Here is a 16,335-nt window from a genome sequence, read left to right as displayed (position 1 = left end):
GGGATTATATTAGCAAATTCAATTTTAGCCGTTTTTTATTAATGAAAGCGTTGGGATTGAGTGGTCTCAAACTGCGTCTTAATGAGGTTAGGGATAGAGTTGATAAAATCAATTAAGTTATTGTTTGTTAATTAAAAGCGCAGTGGTTGAGTGGTCTCAAACTGCGTCTTAATGAGTTAGGTATAAACATAAAAAATTCAATCAAGTTATTGCTCGATATTTAAAAGCGCAGTGGTTGAGTGGCCTCAACCTGCGTCTTAATGAGTTAGGTATAAACATAAAAAATTCAATCAAGTTATTGCTCGATATTTAAAAGCGCAGTGGTTGAGTGGCCTCAACCTGCGTCTTAATGACTTGTTTGAGACCTACTCAACTGTGCGGGGGTAGGCCGACGAAGCGAAAATCATTCAATTTTCTACTTCTGGTCTACTCCCAACTGTGCGGGGGTGGACAGACGAAGCGAAAATTGTTCAATTTTCTACTTCTTGCCCACTCCCTTGGCTCTTATCAATATCGACTTAACCTTTTTGGGTGGCAGTGGTAGTGCAATGATTATATTCGCTACTGCTAGCCACTTTTTTTGCGGAATCGTTTTGTGTATGAGTTTCTTAATCGTTATCTTTACAATGATTATAATTATTCTAAATAAAAACGCTTATAACCCTTGAATTATTGTTCGAGTTTATTTATAATGAATATAAATAAGAAATTATTTTTATTATTTAATTGACGTAAAGATATGGTTGGTTTTGACTAAATGAAAGGTTGAGGAACGATGTTTAAATTTTTAACCAGCTCGATGCAAGGGCGTTTTCTAATATTTGGTGTAATTGCTTTAGTATTAGGTTTTATTACGATGGGGATGAACCCAGTATTAAGTAAAATCTTGTTCTATATTTCAATCTTTTTCTTAGGTTTTTTTGCTACTAAACATGCGATAACAGATACTATTAATGATAAGAAATTAAATGTTGACTTATTAATGGTGCTAGCAGCTTTAGGTGCCTGTTTAATTAATTATGAATCTGAAGGGGCATTATTATTATTAATTTTCGCTATCTCAGGTTTGATGGAAGAATATGCCGATGGACGTTCAACTCGTGCCATCGAAGAGCTAATGTCACAAGTTCCAAAAACAGCGCAATTATTATTACCAAATGGGGAAACTAAAGAAGTATCGGTTGATGAGCTAAATTTAGGAGATACGATTGTAGTGGCAAAAGGGGCTCAAGTGCCCATTGATGGCAAAATCGATCGTGAATCTAATTTCAATGAGGCTGCTTTAACAGGTGAATCGGTGCCGGTTAGTAAAGTAGTAGGGGATGATGTGTTTGCGGGTACTATTAACTTAGGTGACTCTATTCAGATGGAAGTAACCAAATTATCACATGAAACAGTGTTCTCTAATATTATTCATATGGTTGAAGAGGCCGAACGTCGTCCGTCTAATATATCTAAATTTATTGATCGTATTGAAAATAAATATGTGATTGCGGTCTTAATCGCAGTGCCGATTTTCATATTGATTTTAATGTATGGAAGAGGTTTAACTTTCCAAGAATCGTTTTATCGGGGAATGGTGTTCTTAACGGTTGCGAGTCCATGTGCTTTGGTCGCTTCAGCAACACCGGCTACGTTAGCGGCAATTTCAAATGGTGCTAGAAATGGTATTTTATTCAAGGGTGGAGCCGCAATGGAAGCTCTATCTACAATGGATATGTTATTTTCTGATAAAACGGGTACGTTAACATATGGTAATTTTGAGGTGGTTGAAGCACAATTACCCGAAGAAGTCATTGCAGAAGTTGTTTATATGGAACAGTCTTCTTCGCATCCAATTGCTAAAGCGATTGTGGAGCATTTTAGTAATATTTCGTTAGAATCGGTCGATCAAGCGATACCAGTAAAAGAAATTTCTGGATCAGGACTGGAAAAAGGTTCGATTCGTTTAGGTAAACCAAGTGACTTTATGGATTATGCTGACCCTAATCATTATTTAGAAGCACTACAAGTAGGTTTAACAGCAGTTATGGTAGCGCAAGGTAACGAAGTTGTGGGATACATTACTTTAGCGGATAAAATTCGTGAAGAATCGAAAAATGCAGTAGCTAATTTTAGCGAAGAAGGCATTGATGTGGTCTTATTAACAGGGGACAATGAGCAAGTTGCGTCTTTAGTTGCTAATGAGATTGGAATTGAACATTATAAAGCAGGCTTATTACCAGAAGATAAGATTCAATATGTCTTTGAAGAGCAAGAGAAAGGACATGTTGTCGGTATGATTGGTGATGGGATTAATGATGCGCCGGCATTAGCCAATGCTAATATTGGGATTGCGATGGGGTCCGGTTCGTCAGTCGCCATGGAATCTTCTGACGTCGTCATTGTTAAAAATGATTTGTCAAAATTATTTTATAGCTTTAAATTAAGTCAAAAATTAAACAAATTAATCTTACAAAATGTTATTTTTGCTATAGGGGTGATTATTACTTTAATCATCTTAAATATCATCGGTATTTTACCTTTACCTTTAGCGGTCGTTTTCCATGAAGGCTCCACGATTTTGGTTATTTTAAATGGCTTACGATTATTAATGGATAAGCCGAATGAAAATAAATGAAGTATTGAATCAAAAAGTATAATTCCAAACTAAAATTAATACAACATTGTCAATACTTTATATAAAATAAGACGAGTTATACGCGGAAGGAATTACTTCTAATGCGTTTAACTCGTCTATTGTTTTCATAATATGGGTGCGACTATTGAGTTGATTTCATCTATATGATGAGTGTAACTTTTATGTCATCTATCGTAAAATCTAAAATAGGATTGGAAATTTGATACAAACGTGAATAGGTTTTATAAAATATGATAAAATTATCGAACTTTATTTTAACTCAATAACCAGGTCATCGTCACACGATGTGATTCTTTCTACACCCATATTAGTGAATCATAAAGTTAGATAGCACTATGCCTCATCATTAGTTAAAGTTGAAGGGCATAGTCGATGCTGAACCACTATCACTTGAATAACAAGTTTCAGGTTAATCATCTAGAAGATTCGCTTTTCGATCAAGAATCGAAATGACGATAATCTGTTTCATCGGGTTCAGGTGGGAAAGTATCTTTTTCTAATTGGTCGCTATAACGTTCATGGACAGCATCAGATTGTTGGATCCCTTTCTCAACTTGATTAGCTTGATATTCGGTCATGTTTTGATTCATTCGTCCTAAATAAGGATCATTGGCTGGTCGTTCCGCTGAATCAATCATCGGATCTTCAATGGGTGGATCAACGACTTCGCGATAGGAAGTATCAGTTGGACCATCTATTGGATTAGCATGCTGTTGCTTATACATTGTTTCATTTGACTGGGGTGCATCATCAATCGGATTATTTATCGGCGACTGATGGGCATCTTTATCTTGAGAATAAGCTTTAAACTCACGTTGATCATCTTGTAAATTCATAGGATCAATGACACTTTCATCTTCAATCATTTCACGCGTTGGTTCACCACCAGGATACTCTTCCAATTTCAATGAATCATTGTAATGATTAAATTCATTTGGTTGATGATTGACTAATTCAGCGGATTGCCTTTCTGCACGCTCCGCTTTAACTTTTTCGTGCATGAGGGCTTCTTTGGAAAAATCAGTTGTACCGGTTGAGGTTTGTTTAAAGGCATCAGCCTCTTTTTGAGAATGATTGAATGCATTATCAGTACCAGCATGTGCTTTAAAGTTAGTTAAATCATTGGCTGAATCAGATAAGTTATCTTTGGTTGAATCGCTTATAGGGTCATCTGTTGTATCGCTTAAGGTGTCTTCTTTACGATAGACGCCTTTCATGCCAGCAGTGCGACTCGTATCGACTTTTCTACCATAGGCCCGCTTAGGTAATTCACCTTCTTCGGATGGAAACCATTCAGAGTTTGATGTTATTTCTTCTGGTGAATGACCATCTTTGTCATCAGTATCAACTTGGTCCAAGTTAATTGGACGCGCTTGATTTAATAAGGCTTCTTCTACTAAGACGGCAATACTACCGTCCGCCACTAGTTCTTGGTATTCTTGTAATTGTTCTTCTTGATTGACTTCATTGTCATCGTCTTCATTAAGTGGGTTAATCATATTAATAATTTTTTGCCACCAACTATCAGACGCTTCATTAGAGTCGACTTCTAAGACATCAACACCTAAATCTAACAAATTATCATATTGACTATTTGTTGCGATAGCCATGTCACTAGAATTAATACCACGATTTTTTAACTCGTCGATTGCTTGTGCAGCTTGTTCATATGTCTCATACGTTCCGTAAATAAATTTTGTCATTTTAATCGCTCCTTCATTTTTATTGGCAATATTACTACTTTTATTGGATATTAAGACTAAAGTAATCCTAGACTGACACATACATATAATCATTTAGCAAAAGTTAACTTTTTGCCGGCCAAAGCTAACCGATAATCAATTATAATGTTTCTAATTGATAATTAAATCGTATCAACAAAATTTTTAAAAGTAAAACGAAACGCTTACCGTAATTTAGAAATAAGTTTATCTTGAAAACAGTTTGAGAGGGATAGCAATTGATTTTATCATGTTTTCATGCAAAGAAAAGTTAATTATTAAAATAAGTATAAGGTGAATATCAGTATGGTGCTTTAGTGAAATAATTTATTTTAAAAATGTTATTTTAGATAAAATTCAATTGTTTGTTTAAACAAGGTATGAAGTAAATAGAAAAGCCCAAGAAGGAAAAGATAAGAAGAAAGAGTCAAATAAACTCCGATTCGTCTGCCAACAGTTTACCGTAGAAAGTAGGCAAGGAGTAGAAATTTGAATGATTTTTGGTCCATCTGCCAACCGAGAACAGTCGAGAAGTATTAAAATTAGTCATTAAGACTTATTTGAGTCCACTCAACGCTAAGTTTCTAATTGCCGACCAATACTTGACTGAATTAATTATGTTTATGTCTAGTCTCATTTAGTCACCGTTTGAGAACATTCGCAATCAATTAAATAAAGGAAAGTATAATAACATGGTTAAAGTTTTTTCCTAGCATAAATCTAAAATTTCTAACTTTACCTCATTGAACAAAAAAATAAAAAACCTCACAGAAATAGGCCTGTGAGGTCAATTATTTAAAGTAGTGGCAGTCAACCACACAATACTAGTAGCCGATTCCCATTGCTTTTTCCATACGTGCTAAGGTAACAGAAGCTTTTTCGTTCGCACGTTGAGCACCCGTATGTAAGATGTCACGTAGGTCATCACTGACTAATAATTTTTGGTAGCGTTCTTGAATAGGTGCTAAAGTATCAACGACTAATTCGGCTAAATCACCTTTGAAACGACCGTATCCAGTGTCACCATAATCCTCTACTAAATCTTCAATTGTGCGTCCGCTTAAACTTGAGAAGATATTTAAGAGATTTGCGACACCGGGTTGGTTTTCTTCGTCATATTTAACGATTCCTAAAGAATCCGTGACCGCACCTTTAATTTTTTTAGTAATAGCTTTTGGTTCATCTAATAATAAAATGAAACTTTTTTCGTTTTTATCTGATTTACTCATTTTTGATAATGGATCTTGTAAACTTTTCACTCGGCTCCCTGCTTTAGGGAAGATGGCTTCAGGTTTTATTAAGATGTCATCGCCAAAACGAGCATTGAATCGATCAACGAAGTTACGGGTTAATTCAATATGTTGTTTTTGATCATCACCAACCGGCACATATTGAGCATCATATAAAATAATGTCGGCTACCATTAATGGAGGGTAGACTAATAAACCAGCACCAACACTTTCTTGTTTGGCTGCTTTATCTTTGAATTGAGTCATGCGTTCCAATTCACCTAAACCGGTCATACACATGACCATCCATGCTGCTTGTGAATGGGCAGGCACATCCGATTGGACGAAGATATTCGCAACATTTGGATCAATTCCTAAGGCTAAGTAAAGGGCTGCTAATTGTAAGGTTTGTTTTTTTAATTTGGCTGGGTCTTTAGGCACTGTTAGTGCGTGTTGGTTGACAATACAATAAGTTGCATCATAGTCATGTTGTAAATCAACGAAGCCTTTCATTGCGCCAATATAGTTACCTAATGTGGGAATTCCTGTCGGTTGTACACCTGAAAAAATAGTTGGTTTCATCAAAAAATCCTCTCTTACTGCTAGTTTATTACATTATTTTTTATTAAATATTTGTTAAGTTTCAAAGGAACTTATAAATAAAAAATATATACAAGTGGTATTAATCACAAACTTGTTTACTAGATTATAAAGCTCTCATTATTTGAAAACACTTTAATTAATAGGCCGATATAATCGTGTTTACAAAGTTCTATAATAATATTAACTATCTTTAATTCAATAGTCAAGTTTAGTCTAATAAAAGAAAAGATGCACAAACTTTTTCTGTGAAAGAGCAGCCTGAAATCTTAATAACTATTTAATCTTGTTAATCATTTTCAAAAAATGCCTTGTAATCAACTTTATCCGATGTTATAATATCATTAGTTGGTCGTATTACTCGTAAACGATAAAGATTGTATTCATGATTTTTTTTAGGTTTTGTGGTGTGTGATAATAAAAGTTTACTTGTAATTGACGAATCAACGTGTAACTCGTTTCTATCGGAATTGATTGAAAGGATGATCATATATGGTAACATTATACGTTACTCCAAGTTGTACTTCATGTCGTAAGGCAAGAGCATGGTTGGAAGAGAATAACATCCCATATCAAGAACGTAACATTTTTACTGAGCCATTAACTTTAAATGAAATTAAGGCTATTTTACGAATGACTGAAGAAGGAACAGAGGACATTATTTCAACTCGTTCGAAAGCTTATGCTGAATTAAATATTGATATTAGTGAAATGCCCTTAAACGACTTCTTCGACTTAGTTCAAAAAGAGCCAGGTTTATTACGTCGTCCAATTATGATTGATGAAAAACGTCTTCAAATTGGTTTTAATGAGGATGAAATTCGTCGTTTCTTACCAAGGGAAGTTCGTGCTTTAGAATTAGCGCGTGCGCAAGCTCTTGTTAATGAATAAGAATATTGAAATTAGTACCGGAACGTTGTTCCGGCTTTTTTGTGCTTTCATTTCACTTTTATTATTGTTAGAATGAGACGCTCTTAATCCTTAGATTACCAAGCTAAATACGCGGGATAAAAGTGGTGTAATGTGAATTTAGAAAAAAGCTACCGCTTTTAGTATCTAGATGATAGAGTTACGGAAAAAATCCTCTTTTTTTAATTTTTAGTGCTTTAGAAATAGAAAAAATTTGTTTGGTTAATTTATATAGAATGATTTGGAATGTTTTTTAATAATTCAAACTTTAGTTTGAGGAAAAAAGCTTGTAATTGGTGGGCTTTATTGCTATTATATTCCCATGCATGTCTATTGAGACTTGTGTTTATCTATTGTATAATTTAGAGTGAAACCAATTGGAGGTGAAGTAGATGGAAATGGAAAGAATTAATGAAAATCTAATTAAAGTTTATATTGATGTTGAGGACTTAGAAGAAAGAGGTATCAACTTTTTAGACTTGATTAGTGATCAAAAGAGTGTTGAAAAATTCTTTTATTCTATCTTGGAAGAGGTTGACGTTGAGCGTCAATTTTATGATTCTGAAGCTATCACGTTCCAAGTAATTCCAAGTAATGACGGAATTGAATTATATATCAGCCGTTCAGACTTTGAGGATATTGATAGTCTCTTCGATGAAGAAGTTTTAAAACGAATCCATGGAAGAAGACAACAGAGCGAAGCGGTTACTAATAAAGGTAAAGAAGAACCAGCTATCGAAGACGTTGACGATGAAGACGATGAAGCATCAAAATCACCAGAAAATCTAAGCGATTTACTTTCAGAGGCTTTAGATAAAGCGAAAAACTCGGTCTTGCCTAATCATAATATTGTGCGTTTTGAAGATTTAGATGGCTTTATTAAATTTGCTAGAGAGCAGGTTGATGCGCCAGTTCAAGGTGATTTATATTATATGAATAAACACTATTATTTTGTTATCACCAATATTGAACCACTCATTTTAGAAGAAGAGTCACTTTATACGATTATGAAGATGAAAGAATTCGGTGAAGGTACCGCTACAACCGTTGCTGTTTTAGAAGAATATGGTGAATTAATTCGTCAAGATGACACCTTGGCTTACTTTGGTAAATATTTATGATAGAAGCAAAACATCCTTTGTTTACGTATTTGTAAGCAGGGGTGTTTTTTTTGTATGCGGCCATCGATCAAACCGGTCAACTCATTTATGCTCAAGAAGCCTTTGATTTACAAAGTAGCTTTCATTGTCCTGTTTGTCATCAACTAGTGATTTTAAAAAGAAGTCGTAAAGGTAATTATTTTTTTGCCCATTTGATGCAATGTCAGTCCGATATTCCTCAAGGCAGGCAGTTGAAAGGTGAAGGTGCAATTCATCAACAGGGTAAAAGATTATTAGCCTTAGGCAATTTTAATTCACAGCTTGAATATTGGTTACCGGGCATTAATCAGCAGGTCGATTGTTGGTATCATAATGATCCACCAATTATTTTAGAATTTCAAAATTCAGTAATTTCGTCTCATTTACTTTCACTACGTCATCAAGCCTATTTATCGATTACGTCTAAAATCTATTGGGTTGCCCATTTAAAATATTGGCAAAGTCACCGAGTCTCAACGTGGCAACGACAGTTGCTTCATTATCATCCTGATTGGGGATATTATTGGCTCGGAATGGATGAAAAGAAGCGTGTATTAATACGTTATAGTCAGTTGCCGATTATTTTTTCGCCTCAATCGTGGTACTGTCAGCGTGAGGTGATATCATTGACCAGTGGTTGGCTAGATCAATTTGAACGACAGATTGGACGACCTTATTCTTTCAAATCAAAAATCTTAGCACAAGAAAAAGTGCTAATGATTAAGCGTGCCTATCAGCAAAATCCAGCTTATCAAGTTGTGATGCATCAATTACATGAAGCCGGTACAACTATCGATAGATTACCCGATTGGATTTTTCAGTATCAATGGCAGTCATTCTTGATTGAGACACCGATGTGGATGGTACTCGCTTTAGTTTGGGCACGGATGCAACAAGCAAAGCGTCCGATAACGCTCAGTACGATTCATCAAATTTTAATCGCATTAGTGAATGAAAAGAAGATTAGATTAGCGACTTTACCTTTAATGCAACGATCACCATTGGAAGACATTTGTTCCGCTTTATATCACTGTTTGCATTTTTATATTAAAAAAAAGTGACACTATCATTGGAAAGTAAAAGGTCAATGTGATAAAATTTAACCATGTGAAATATAAGGAGGAATTCAAGTGTCAACATTAAAGTCACGTGAAGAGATGAATGAATTATATACTTGGGATTTAACAAGCATGTATGCTGATGATGCGGCGCAAGAAGCAGATGCTGAAGCAGTCAAAGCCATGTTTCCCAAATTAGCTGAATTCAGTGGAAAATTAGCAGAAGGGCCAGAAGTATTAGCAGATGCCTTGGATTTAATTGGCGAAACGGCTCGTAAAATGTCTAATGTGTATGTATATGCACATTTAAAAAATGATCAAGATGCTACTAACAGCACGTATCAAGAAATGTATGCCAAAGCAACTCAATTATATGGTCAATTTGGGGAAACAATCGCTTATTTTGAACCAGAATTGAATACCATTCCTGAAGCTACATTAACTCAATTTATCGAAGAAAATGATCGTTTAAAACATTATCAACAACATTTAGATAATATGGTTCGCGGTCGCGCACATGTTTTACCACAAGAACAAGAGTTATTATTAGCTCAAGCAAGTGAAGTATTCCAAGGCGCAAGCAATACTTTTGGTGTATTAAACAATGCAGATTTAGTATTTCCAACCATTACGGATGAAGAAGGCAAAGAAGTTCAATTAACGCATTCTTTATATAGTAAATTTTTAGAAAGTTCTGACCGTCGTGTGCGTAAAGAGACTTTTGAAAAATTCTATTCAGTTTACGATCAATTTAAAAATACAATGGCTTCTATTTTATCAACGAATATTAAAGTGAATAATTATGATGCGAAAGTGCATAAATTTGAATCAGCACGTCAAGCAGCTTTATTTACTAATAATATTCCAGAATCGGTCTATGATACTTTAGTGGACACTGTTAATAAACGTTTAGACTTATTACATCGTTATGTTGGTTTACGTAAAGAGTTATTAGGTTTAGAAGATTTAGAAATGTACGATATGTATACACCTTTATTAGGCGATGCACCGATTAAGATGACTTATGAAGAAGCAAAATCAATTACTTTAGAAGCGTTAGCACCATTAGGAGAAGAATATTTAGCGATTATGCGTGAAGCTTTTGAAGATCGTTGGATTGACTTATATGAAAATAAAGGCAAACGTTCAGGCGCTTATTCTTCAGGAACTTATGACTCAAAACCTTATATCCTGATGAACTGGCAAGATAATGTCAACTGGTTATATACCTTAGTACATGAGTTAGGACATAGTGCCCATAGTTATTTAACACATAAAAATCAACCCTATACTTATGGTAGCTATTCTATTTTCTTAGCGGAAATAGCTTCGACTACCAATGAAAACTTATTAACCGCTTATTTATTAGATAAATATGAAGATCCACAAGTAAGATTATATATTATCAATCATTTCTTAGATGGTATGAAAGGGACTGTGTATCGTCAAACTCAATTTGCTGAATTTGAGCATTTTATGTATCAATCTGATGCCGCCGGTCAACCTTTAACTCAACAATTCTTATCAGATAATTATCGTGAATTAAACCGTAAATACTATGGTGAGGCTGTGAACTCTGATTCTGAGATTGCTTTAGAATGGAGTCGTATCCCTCATTTCTACTATAATTATTATGTGTTCCAATATGCAACAGGATTTTCTGCTGCAACGGCCTTTTCAAAAGCGATTTTAGAAGGACAAGAGGGCGCATTGGATAAATATTTAGGTTACTTAAAAGCTGGTCGTAGCCAATACCCAATTGACATTATTAAAACAGCTGGTTTAGATATGACACAAAGTGACTATATCGATGCTGCTTTAGATGTCTTTGAGCAACGCTTAAATGAATTTGAAGCATTGTTAAAAGAAAATAAATAATGTAGGTGCTAGAATTTTAAAGGTACTACAATATTTAGTGTAACCCCACAAGAGAAAGGCTATTTATTGTGGGGGTTCGCTAAACATTTAGTATGAGAAAAAAGTAAAGATACAGGCTAAAATCCGTTATGTAATGCGAATTTCAGCCTGTATTTCTTTGCGAATGTTTTTAATTTTTAGTGTTGGCAGAAAAAATCACCAGCACTATTTTAGTATTTTCACAGTGGATGGTAAAAATTTTGTGTGGTTTTATCTGTATATATTATATTATAGTGATTGTGTGGTCTCAAACGGCATCTTAATGACTTATTTGAGACTATTTCACTTTGCAAGAAGGTCAGACGCAGCGTGCATTGTCCGATTGTCTATTCCCAAACTATACGGGGAGGTAAGACGAATCGTGCATTGTCCGATTGTCTATTCTCAACTGTGATGGGGGAACAGACGAAACAAGAATCATGCGATTTTCTACTCTGGCTGAATCCCAAGTGTATAGTGAGAAGTGACGGATTGAAAATGATTTAATAATTTACGTCGTCTTTCCCTTTCATTTATTCCGCAAGTAAACCATCAATAATTTCGATTAATTGTTCTTCACTCATTTGGCCAGGATAGCGATCAAAGCTACCATCTGCATGGACGACAATCGTGTACGGTAAGATGGCAGTTTCGAGCTTGACTTGATTATTAAATCCTAAGTCATAATAAATTGGCATAGTGTAGTTGAATTCTTTTAAATATTCTTTAGCTGCTTCTTCGGTTTCACTTGGTCGTGATAGCGTCGCATTCAACATGACAAATTGAATGTCTTCATGATGTAAGTCGTACTGTTTCTGGAAGTAGGGCATTTCCTCACGACAAGGAGGGCACCAACTGGCCCAAACATTGATAATAGTCGGGCGATCGAGTAAGCGATACAAGGAATATTTTTGGTTATTTTGATCAATAATAACTGTTTCTGGTAAATCAGTATTAATTAGATTTTTTTCTTGAGCCATTTCGGCAATGGTCGTTGTTTCCAGCGTGGTCTCAATCATCGGCAACTCTTGAGTTGTTTGATCAGGGTTAGAATTATAAGTGGCTAATTCGGTGGTGGCTTCATTATTTTTATTTGAGTCAGCTACGGTTGGAGTTGTTTCAGATTCATTATCGGAATGTTCATTATTGTCAGCTGTTGCTTGTTCGCTCACAGATTGCTCAGTTTCAGATGCTATTTGCTGGCTAGAAGTAAGTGACGACTCTGTTTTAGGTGAAGTTGATAATTGTTGTTGTAAAGTAAAAGCTAAGATAAAAATGAAGACTAAACTAAGTCCTAAAATGGTAAGACGTTTCATAAATTGTTCCTCCTATTAGACCGGTAAAATTTGATAAATATAGCCCGTTGCGATTAATAAGCCAAAACCAATTAATAGTATGGCTGAGATAGTTTGAATAAGATGAGTATGTTTTTTGATTTGTTGTAAGACATCCTTACTTTCATTAATAAATAGTGCACTTAAAATAAAAGGAATTCCTAATCCTAAGGCATAAGTCATCATACGCAGTACCGCTTCTATTTGGTGGTCAGCATTGAGAGCTAAGGCCATAGCCGACGCTAAATAGACACCAACGCAAGGCGTCCAACTTACGGCAAATAACATTCCAAAAATAAAGGGGTTGAGTGGTAGTCGATTGGTTTGCACCCCCCTAAATATTTTTTGTGAAAAGCGATGACCAAGCAACTGGTCAATACCAAGTAAGACCAATAGGAGTCCGGTCACCACTTGAATTGTTTGGCGGTTAATAATAATAAATTTGCCAATTGTACTAACGAAAACACTCATCGCGATAAAAACGACAGAAAAGCCTAAGACAAATTTTAACGCTTCCTTAAATGTTGATTTTGATTCATCTTGAGCAGTAAAATAGGCCAAATATAAAGGAATCATAGGTAACAAACAGGGAGAAATGAAGGTTAAGATACCTTCTAAAAATAATAATAAATAGGTCACGATAATGGCCTCTTTTCGTTAATTTTTTAGATTTCGATAAAATAGCAAATCAGATTGTGGAAAAACGTCTGATAATGATGATTAATCGATTAATAAGTAATTGTTCCTATTTTCTCATTAATTGTAACAAACACAGATTATTCCTTAAAGGAAACTGCTCAGTAAAAATATGAAGATAATATCGTTTTCACAAATGCTTTTGCATATATTTACTGTTTTATTACATAACTTATTACTATCAGTAGGATAAATGTGTTATAATTTTAAATAACTAGGACTGGGCATAAACTTAAAAAATACCATTTGCTTCCATCGTTTTATCATATAGTGTAGTATTTGAGTGGTCTTAAACTTTGACTGAATGACTAAATTGAGAGCAAAGACGGCTGTTTGAGGCTGGCCGACGAGGCGAAAATCATTCAAATTTCTAATTCTGGCCAACATCCAACTATGTGGTGGTAAGCCGACGGAGCGAAAATCATTTAATTTTCTACTACTTGCCCATTCTATGAGTTAGACAGTTAAAATATATTTCGAGGTGTAAAATGAGTAAAATAAAAATTATACCCTTAGGTGGGGTTCGAGAAGAGGGGAAAAACTTATACGCAGTTGAGGTGAATCATTCGATTTTCGTCTTAGATTGCGGGTTAGTTTATCCTGAAGAAGAATTATTGGGGATTGATTTTGTTATTCCTGACTTTTCATATTTAATTGATAATAAAGATCGGGTGGTAGGCATTTTCTTAACCCATGGACATGCCGATGCCGTAGGAGCATTGCCATATTTATTAGATGAAATAGATGTACCTGTTTTTGGTACGGAATTTACGATTGGGATTGCTTCTATCTCAGCGAAAGCACGTGGCTTGGCCGATCGTTTAGATAGCTTTTTCCAAATTGATGAGAAAACTGAAATTGAGTTTGAAGACGCAAAGGTTAGTTTCTTTAGAACAACCCATACGATTCCTGATTCTGTGGGAATTGTCATTCATACCGATGAGGGACAAATTGTTTATACTGGCGATTTCCGTTTCGATCCAGCAGCCAGTCCAATGTATCGCACGGAGTTTGGTCGTTTGACAGATATTGGTGAAGAGGGCGTGTTAGCTTTATTAAGTGACTCTGCCAATGCGGAATCAAGTTTTGATAGCATTAGCGATTATAAAGTAGTTGAAGAATTAACGGAAACTTTTACGAATGCACCAGGACGTGTTATTGTAGCGAGTGTAGGTAGTAATATTTCACGGATTCAACAATTATTAGAAGCCGCTTATCGTTCAAATCGTATAATTTTCTTTTCTGGTCAAGAATTATATGACATTGTCGATTTAGCGATTGAATTAGGGAAGATTTCAATTCCAAGCAAACGTGTTTTAGGTCAAATTAAGCGACTAGATAAAACACCGGACGATGAAGTGTTAATTTTAGAAACTGGTGATGTAGGGGAACCATTAAAAGCTATCGAATTAATGGCTTTAGGCCATCACCGTCAAGTTAAAATTAAACAAGGTGATTTAGTGTATATCGCTTCAACACCTTCATTAGCCTTTGAAACAGCAATGGCTCGTATTAAAGACAGTGTCTATCGTTGTGGCGCAACCGTTGAAGAAATTACCGATAAGGTTGTCATTAGTGGTCATGCAAGCCGCAATGATTTAAAATTAATGATGAGTTTCTTAAAGCCTAAATATATTATCCCTGTTAATGGTGAGTATCGCATGCAACATGCCCATGCGAATGTAGCCAAACAATTGGGCTATGAAGACGATCAGTTGATTATACCAGCAGTTGGTGATGTCATTGAACTATACAAAGGGCGTTTCCAAATTACGCAACAAGTAGAATCGGGGGATGTCTTAGTTGATGGTATTGGCGTTGGCGATATTGGGAGCGTAGTATTGCGTGATCGTCGCATTTTAAGTGAGGAAGGTATTTTTGTGATTGTCGCAACTATTTCACGTCGCTTAGGTCGTGTGTTAGTTGGACCACAAATTACTTCTCGAGGGTTTATCTATGTCAAAGAAAACATTGAAATTTTACAAATGTGTTCAACAATGACTTTAGATATTTTGGATAAACATTTAGCGAGCGAAGACTTTGAATGGAATGAATTAAAACAAGATTTACGCGAGCAAATTGGTAAATATTTATATCAAGAAACGAAGCGTCGTCCGGTAGTCTTACCAATTATTATGGAAGCTTCAAGTTATCAACCTGAAGAATGAGGGAAGGTGTTGGAATGAATAAAAGAACCACTCGTTTATTAATGGATGGATTAATCTCAACAGCATTGGTAGTTTTATGGCGGGCGATTGGCTTTGAATGGCAATCAACAGAAAGCCTAGGTGTGACATTAGCCATTGGCTTAGTACCATTAATTTGGTTAGGTCTGCGCCATGGTTCAGCAACGGCAATTGTATTTGCAGCGATCGCCGGTGCCATTAATTTAATATTAAGCCGCCCTGAATGGGATTGGATAACCAAGATTTTAACAGAAGTTACTCCATTATTAGCAGCAGGAATTGCAGGGGTGTTTGCGAAATATACGCAAAAAACATTGAATAATCGTCGATTATCTTCGACTTATTTAAATATCGTAACGGCTAGCTTATTGGTTTCACTGGTGTATTTTGCATTACGTTATGTTGTCATCCCAATAGTATTGCCAGCTGTAGATGGATTGGCTTTAAATCAATTGCCATTATGGGGTGGTTGGTTAGCTACAACAGTGATTGCTTCGGTAGTTTTAATTTTAATGGCGCGCATCAATCAAAGCTTGATTATTCCTAAGCGTAGTAAATACTTATCTCGTAAAGAAACCTCAAGTCTTTTAAATGACTAATAAATAATGAGATGCATGATTAAGTATGCATTTTAACCCTAACAAACGTTGAAGTAGGATTATTACCTTGCGTTTGTTAGGGTTTTTTGTAGTGTTTAGGAAACTTCGGATGTTTAATGAAATTTTGTATTGATTTAGGAGTTCCTGGTTCTTAGTGTATTTTGTGAATTTCTGTATTTTGCGTTTAATCGAAAGTTTTAAGTACGCGTTCGTTCTGTGTTCATTTACAAGCTGTCAGCTAAGGAAACCTCGGTATTGATACCTAGGAGGAATTAGCGAAATTGACAGCTATTTTTATTGATTTTACTAGGTTATCGTTTATGTTTT

The 16,335-nt window shown here is 35.2% G+C and carries 11 protein-coding genes; 7 read left to right on the top strand and 4 right to left on the bottom strand.

Going from position 1 to position 16,335, the window contains the following annotated elements; genetic code table 11:
• Nucleotides 1-775 precede the first annotated feature (775 nt).
• Nucleotides 776-2,620, top strand: coding sequence for a heavy metal translocating P-type ATPase (locus tag B5D12_RS08810; RefSeq protein WP_078756474.1), 1,845 nt, complete (start codon nucleotides 776-778; stop codon nucleotides 2,618-2,620).
• 458 nt (nucleotides 2,621-3,078) lie between these two features.
• Here the strand turns inward: B5D12_RS08810 and B5D12_RS08805 are convergent, their stop codons facing one another.
• Together B5D12_RS08805 and trpS are read right to left on the bottom strand one after the other, a co-directional pair.
• Nucleotides 3,079-4,344, bottom strand: a complete 1,266-nt coding sequence (locus B5D12_RS08805) for a general stress protein (protein WP_159443915.1) — start codon at nucleotides 4,342-4,344, stop codon at nucleotides 3,079-3,081.
• Nucleotides 4,345-5,186: 842 nt separating this feature from the next.
• Nucleotides 5,187-6,173, bottom strand: a complete 987-nt coding sequence (trpS, locus tag B5D12_RS08800) for a tryptophan--tRNA ligase (protein WP_078756472.1) — start codon at nucleotides 6,171-6,173, stop codon at nucleotides 5,187-5,189.
• Between the two features lie 510 nt (nucleotides 6,174-6,683).
• Here trpS and spxA point away from each other — a divergent pair.
• The 4 genes from spxA (at nucleotide 6,684) to pepF (ending at nucleotide 11,175) form a co-directional block, all read left to right on the top strand.
• Nucleotides 6,684-7,082, top strand: a complete 399-nt coding sequence (spxA, locus tag B5D12_RS08795) for a transcriptional regulator SpxA (protein WP_078756471.1) — start codon at nucleotides 6,684-6,686, stop codon at nucleotides 7,080-7,082.
• A 410-nt stretch (nucleotides 7,083-7,492) separates the two neighbouring features.
• Nucleotides 7,493-8,221 (top strand): adaptor protein MecA, encoded by a 729-nt coding sequence (locus tag B5D12_RS08790; RefSeq protein ID WP_078756470.1) that lies wholly within the window; start codon nucleotides 7,493-7,495, stop codon nucleotides 8,219-8,221.
• Nucleotides 8,222-8,271: 50 nt separating this feature from the next.
• Complete coding sequence (locus B5D12_RS08785; protein ID WP_159443914.1) at nucleotides 8,272-9,300, top strand: competence protein CoiA family protein; 1,029 nt, start codon at nucleotides 8,272-8,274, stop codon at nucleotides 9,298-9,300.
• 96 nt (nucleotides 9,301-9,396) lie between these two features.
• Nucleotides 9,397-11,175, top strand: a complete 1,779-nt coding sequence (gene pepF / locus B5D12_RS08780) for an oligoendopeptidase F (RefSeq protein ID WP_078756487.1) — start codon at nucleotides 9,397-9,399, stop codon at nucleotides 11,173-11,175.
• A 551-nt stretch (nucleotides 11,176-11,726) separates the two neighbouring features.
• On the opposite strand, the gene B5D12_RS08775 is transcribed toward pepF, so the two are convergent.
• Nucleotides 11,727-12,509: a TlpA family protein disulfide reductase gene (locus B5D12_RS08775; protein WP_078756468.1), complete on the bottom strand. Its 783-nt coding sequence runs from the start codon at nucleotides 12,507-12,509 to the stop codon at nucleotides 11,727-11,729.
• A 15-nt stretch (nucleotides 12,510-12,524) separates the two neighbouring features.
• A complete protein-coding gene (locus tag B5D12_RS08770) occupies nucleotides 12,525-13,166 on the bottom strand; it encodes a cytochrome c biogenesis CcdA family protein (protein ID WP_078756467.1) in 642 nt (213 codons plus the stop codon).
• Nucleotides 13,167-13,711: 545 nt separating this feature from the next.
• Between B5D12_RS08770 and B5D12_RS08765 the strand changes: the two genes are divergently transcribed.
• Entirely contained in the window at nucleotides 13,712-15,391 is a 1,680-nt protein-coding gene (locus tag B5D12_RS08765; RefSeq protein WP_078756466.1) for a ribonuclease J, read from the top strand.
• Nucleotides 15,392-15,405: 14 nt separating this feature from the next.
• Entirely contained in the window at nucleotides 15,406-16,008 is a 603-nt protein-coding gene (locus tag B5D12_RS08760; protein ID WP_159443913.1) for an energy-coupled thiamine transporter ThiT, read from the top strand.
• The last annotated feature ends 327 nt before the right edge of the window (nucleotides 16,009-16,335 follow it).

The sequence above is a fragment of the Globicatella sulfidifaciens DSM 15739 genome, from assembly GCF_900167405.1.
Classification (GTDB): domain Bacteria; phylum Bacillota; class Bacilli; order Lactobacillales; family Aerococcaceae; genus Globicatella; species Globicatella sulfidifaciens.
The sequence above is the reverse complement of the archived record's forward strand: the minus strand, read 5'-3'. Positions and strand labels throughout refer to the sequence as shown.